Here is a 5280-nt window from a genome sequence, read left to right on the forward strand (position 1 = left end):
ATCGAGGAGGCCGAGAAGGGCGGCACGCCCGAGGAGGACGAGGGCGCCGAGGAGACCCCCGGCGGCGAGGACGAGCAGGAGACCCCCGAGAAGCCCGCGCCGGAGGAGCCGGATCCCGACGAGCCCGGGACGGACGAGCCCGCGCCCGAGGAGCCCGGGTCCGAGGAGCCCGCCCCGGAGGAGCCCGCGCCCGGCGACGCCGCGCCCGAGGAGCCCGCGCCCGAGGAGGAGGCCGAGAAGCCGAACCTGCTCGAGGGCATCGGCGACGCCATCAAGGACCTCCTCGACGGACCGGGGACGACGGACGACGCCGCCGGAACGCCCGAGGCCGAGGCCCCCGCCGAGGAGGAGCCGGCCGAGGCCGACGCCCCGGAGAAGGGCGCCGAGGCCGGGACGGAGGGCGGGAAGGAGTCCGAGCCGGCCGCCGCCGCCCCGAAGGACGCGGTCGAGGAGACCGCCAAGGCCGTCGAGGAGGCGAAGGAGGAGGCCGAGAAGGAGGCCGAGGAGCCGGCCGAGGAGGAGACCGCCGAACCCGCGGTCGACCCCGAGGACTGCCCCGTCGCCACCGACGAGGAGGGCGGCCTCGAGGACATCGTCGCCCTGCCCGACCGGGCCTGGGAACTGCGGGCCAGCTCACTGCTGCTCAAGGGCGCCAAGTACGAGGGCGTCGTGAAGGTGAAGACGGCCAACGGCACCGTCAAGGAGGTGCTGAAGTACGTCGTCTCCAGCGGCACCGACATCGGCGACCTGCACCAGGTCGTGCACGACGAGCAGAACGGCAAGACCCACCACGCGGTCGCGGGCAAGGGCACCACGTCCACCATCCGCGGCGGCGACACGGTGATGTACACCGAGTCCATCTCCGGCAACCTGCTGGGGCTGCTCCCGGTGACCTTCTCGCCGGAGAACCCGCCGCCGCTGGACATCGCGATCATCTACTTCACCAACGTGAAGGTGGTCCAGGCCGGCCAGTTCGGCGGCAACCTGACCATTCCGGGCCTGCGCCAGTACGCCGACTGAGCCGGTACGCCGACCGAGCCGGTACACCGGCCGATCCGGTACGCCGGCCGGCGCCTCCCCGGAACACGACGAGCCCCCACCGCCCGCAGGGCGGTGGGGGCTCCGTCGTCGCGTCCCCGGGGGCGGGCCCGCCGGGGTCAGCTCGCGCTGTCGGCGCCCAGGTGGAGCACCCGGACCATGTTGGTGGTGCCGGGGACGCCGGGGGGCGAACCGGCGGTGATCACCACGATCGAGCCCGGCTCGAACCGGCGCAGGCGCGTCAGCTCCTGGTCGACCAGCTCGACCATCTCGTCGGTGCTGTTGACGAACGGCACCACGTGCGGCTCGACGCCCCAGCTCAGGCAGAGCTGGTTGCGGGCGGACTCCTCGGTGGTGAAGGCGAGGATCGGCTGCGAGGCCCGGTAGCGGGACAGGCGGCGGGCGGTGTCGCCGGACTTGGTGAAGGCGACCAGGCCCTTGCCGCCGAGGAAGTCGGCGATCTCGGCGGCCGCGCGGGCCACCGAACCGCCCTGGGTGCGCGGCTTCTTGCCCGGCACCAGCGGCTGGAGGCCCTTGGAGAGGAGCTCCTCCTCGGCGGCCCGGACGATCCGGGACATGGTCCGGACGGTCTCGATCGGGTACGCGCCCACGGAGGACTCGGCGGAGAGCATCACCGCGTCGGCGCCGTCCAGGATCGCGTTGGCCACGTCGGAGGCCTCGGCGCGCGTCGGACGCGAGTTGGTGATCATCGACTCCATCATCTGGGTCGCCACGATCACCGGCTTGGCGTTGCGGCGGCAGAGCTCCACCAGGCGCTTCTGCACCATCGGGACCTTCTCCAGCGGGTACTCCACGGCGAGGTCGCCGCGGGCCACCATCACACCGTCGAAGGCCGCCACCACGGCCTCCATGTTCTCCACCGCCTGCGGCTTCTCCACCTTGGCGATGACCGGGACCCGGCGGCCCACCTCGTCCATCACCTTGTGGACGTCGCGCACGTCGTCGGCGTCCCGGACGAAGGAGAGCGCGACCAGGTCGCAGCCCATCCGCAGCGCGAACCGGAGGTCGTCGACGTCCTTGTCGGACAGCGCGGGCACGTTCACCGCCGCGCCGGGCAGGTTGATGCCCTTGTGGTCGGAGATCACCCCGCCCTCGATCACGATGGTCCGCACCCGCGGGCCCTCGACGTCCAGGACCTTGAGCTCGACGTTGCCGTCGTTGATCAGGATCTGGTCGCCGCGGTCGACGTCGCCGGGCAGGCCCTTGTAGGTGGTGCCGCAGATCGACTTGTCGCCCGGCACGTCCTCGGTGGTGATGGTGAACTCGTCGCCCCGCACCAGCTCGACGGGACCTTCGGCGAAGGTCTCCAGCCGGATCTTCGGGCCCTGGAGGTCGGCGAGCACGCCCACCGGGCGGCCCGTCTCCTGGGACGCGGCGCGCACCCTGTCGTAGCGGCCCTGGTGTTCCGCGTGGGAGCCATGGCTGAAGTTGAAGCGGGCGACGTTCATCCCCGCTTCGATCAGCGCGACGAGTTGCTCATGGGAGTCGACCGCAGGGCCGAGAGTACAGACGATCTTCGAACGGCGCATGGAAGGGATCCTATCCGTTTGTTTCGCAGCGGAATAAATACCCGGGGGTAGGTTGACGGCCCCGTCCGCTCTCACAGTCTCTGCCGGACGCCCGTGACCAGCTCGTACGTCTCGGCCGCGATCTCCAGTTCCTCGTCGGTGGGCACCACGGCGACCGCGACGGACGTGTGCCGGGGCGAGATCAGCCGCGGTCCGTCGCCGCCCGCGGCGTTCAGCCGCTCGTCCACCGCCAGGCCCAGGCCCTCCAGTCCGGCCAGGGCGGCGGCCCGTACGGGGGCGGAGTTCTCGCCGACCCCGGCGGTGAAGGCGAGCACGTCCACCCGGCCGAGCACCGCGTAGTACGCCCCGATGTACTTGCGCAGCCGGTGCACGTAGATGTCGAAGGCGAGTGCCGCCGCCTCGTCCCCCTCGTCGACCCGGCGGCGGATCTCCCGCATGTCGTTGTCGCCGCAGAGACCCACCAGCCCGGACCTCTTGTTCAGCAGGACGTCGATCTCGTCGGCCGACATGCCGCCCACCCGCATCAGGTGGAAGACCACCGCCGGATCGAGGTCCCCGGACCGGGTGCCCATCACCAGGCCCTCCAACGGCGTCAGGCCCATCGAGGTCTCCACGCACCGCCCGCCGCGCACCGCCGAGGCCGAGGCGCCGTTGCCCAGGTGCAGCACGATCACGTTCGCCTCGGACGGATCCTTGCCCACCAGCGCGGCCGCGGCCCGCGAGACGTAGGCGTGCGAGGTGCCGTGGAAGCCGTAGCGGCGCACCCGGTGGCGGTCGGCCGTCTCCACGTCGATCGCGTAACGGGCCGCCGCCTCCGGGATGGTCGAGTGGAAGGCGGTGTCGAAGACCGCCACGTGGGGCAGGTCCGGGCGCAGCTTCTGCGCGGTGCGGATGCCGGTCAGGTTGGCCGGGTTGTGCAGCGGGGCCACCGGGGCGAGCCGCTCGATCTCGTTGACCACCGCGGTGTCGATCAGGGCGGGCTCGGTGAACCGCTTCCCGCCGTGCACCACCCGGTGGCCGACGGCGGCCAGCTCCGGGGAGTCCAGGCCCAGTCCGTCACGGGCGAGTTCCTCGGCGACGGCCTCCAGCGCGGCCCGGTGGTCCGGGACCGGGCCGGTGGTCTCCCGGGTGCGCTCCCGGCCCTGGGGGCCGCTGACCAGGGTGTGCTTGATCCGGCCGGTCTCCTCGCCGATCCGCTCGACCAGGCCCACCGCCAGGCGGGAGCGGTCCGCCATGTCCAGCAGCTGGTACTTCACCGACGAGGAGCCGGTGTTGAGGACGAGGACACGGGTCGCGGTCATGACCGGCTCCCCTTCTGCGGACGGTCCGCTCCGGTGGGCGTGGGCTGCTGCGCCTGGACGGCCGTGATCGCGACCGTGTTGACGATGTCCTGCACCAGGGCGCCGCGTGACAGATCGTTGACCGGCTTGCGCAGCCCCTGGAGGACGGGGCCGACGGCGATGGCGCCGGCCGAGCGCTGGACCGCCTTGTAGGTGTTGTTGCCCGTGTTGAGGTCCGGGAAGATCAGCACGGTGGCCTGGCCGGCCACCTGGGAGCCGGGCAGCTTGGTCGCCGCCACGGTGGGCTCCACGGCGGCGTCGTACTGGATCGGTCCCTCCACCGGCAGGTCGGGGCGGCGCTCGCGGAGGATCTTGGTGGCCTCCCGCACCTTCTCCACGTCGGCGCCGGAGCCGGAGGCGCCGGTCGAGTAGGACAGCATCGCGATCCTCGGCTCCACGCCGAACTGGGCGGCGGTCTCCGCCGACCGCAGGGCGATGTCGGCGAGCTGGGCGGCGTCCGGGTCGGGGTTGACCGCGCAGTCGCCGTAGACGAGCACCCGGTCGGCGAGGCACATGAAGAAGACCGAGGAGACCAGTCCGGCGTCCGGCCGGGTCCTGATCACCTCGAAGGCGGGGCGGATGGTCGCGGCGGTGGAGTGCACCGAACCGGAGACCATGCCGTCGGCGAAGCCGTCCAGCACCATCAGGGTGCCGAAGTAGTTGACGTCCGAGACCACGTCGTGGGCCAGGTCGAAGCCGACGCCCTTGTGCGCGCGCAGCGCGGCGTAGCGGTGGGCGAACGACTCCCGCAGCTCCGAGGTCTGCGGGTCGATCAGTTCGGCGTCGGCGATGTCCAGGCCCAGGTCGGCGGCCTTCCTGCGGATCTGCTCGGACGGCCCCAGCAGGGTCAGGTCGCACACCCCGCGGCGCAGCAGCACCTCGGCGGCGCGCAGCACCCGCTCCTCGGTGCCCTCCGGCAGCACCACCCGGCGCCGGTCGGTGCGGGCCCGCTCGATCAGGCCGTGCTCGAACATCATCGGGGTGACGCGGACGCTGCTGGGCGCGGAGACGAGGGACCGCAGGCGGGCGACGTCCACGTGGCGCTCGAAGAGGCCGAGGGCGGTCTCCGCCTTGCGCGGCGTGGCGGCGTTGAGCCGGCCCTCCAGGGTGAACAGCCGTGCCGCGGTGGGGAAGCTGTTCTCCCGCACGGACAGGACGGGGGTGCCGGGGGCCAGGCGGGCGGCCAGCGCCATCAGGTCGGGGTCCGGGCGCAGGCCGAGGGTCAGCAGCACGCCCGCGATGGGCGGCGAGCCGGCACTGTGCGCGGCCAGCGCGCCCATCACCAGGTCGGCGCGGTCGCCGGGGGCGATGATCAGGCAGCCGGGGGTGAGTGCCTTGAGCAGGTTGGGCAG

The 5280-nt window shown here is 72.5% G+C and carries 4 protein-coding genes; 1 reads left to right on the forward strand and 3 read right to left on the reverse strand.

Going from position 1 to position 5280, the window contains the following annotated elements; translation table 11 throughout:
- Nucleotides 1-1020 (forward strand): hypothetical protein (locus HW445_RS17610; RefSeq protein WP_180221962.1); only part of this gene is annotated, 1020 nt, incomplete at its 5' end.
- Between the two features lie 137 nt (nt 1021-1157).
- Here the strand turns inward: HW445_RS17610 and pyk are convergent.
- From pyk to pta, 3 genes are all read right to left on the reverse strand, one after another.
- A complete protein-coding gene (pyk, locus tag HW445_RS17615; protein ID WP_180221963.1) occupies nt 1158-2588 on the reverse strand; it encodes a pyruvate kinase in 1431 nt (476 codons plus the stop codon).
- A 71-nt stretch (nt 2589-2659) separates the two neighbouring features.
- Nucleotides 2660-3889 carry an acetate kinase gene (locus HW445_RS17620; protein WP_180221964.1) on the reverse strand — a complete coding sequence of 410 codons (1230 nt, stop codon included), beginning with the start codon at nt 3887-3889 and terminating at the stop codon, nt 2660-2662.
- The coding region (gene pta / locus HW445_RS17625) for a phosphate acetyltransferase (protein WP_180221965.1) at nt 3886-5280 on the reverse strand (1395 nt) is incomplete at its 5' end. The genes pta and HW445_RS17620, both read right to left, overlap by 4 nt.

The sequence above is a fragment of the Streptomyces sp. UH6 genome (assembly GCF_013421635.1).
In the GTDB taxonomy this organism is placed as follows: domain Bacteria; phylum Actinomycetota; class Actinomycetes; order Streptomycetales; family Streptomycetaceae; genus Streptomyces; species Streptomyces abyssomicinicus.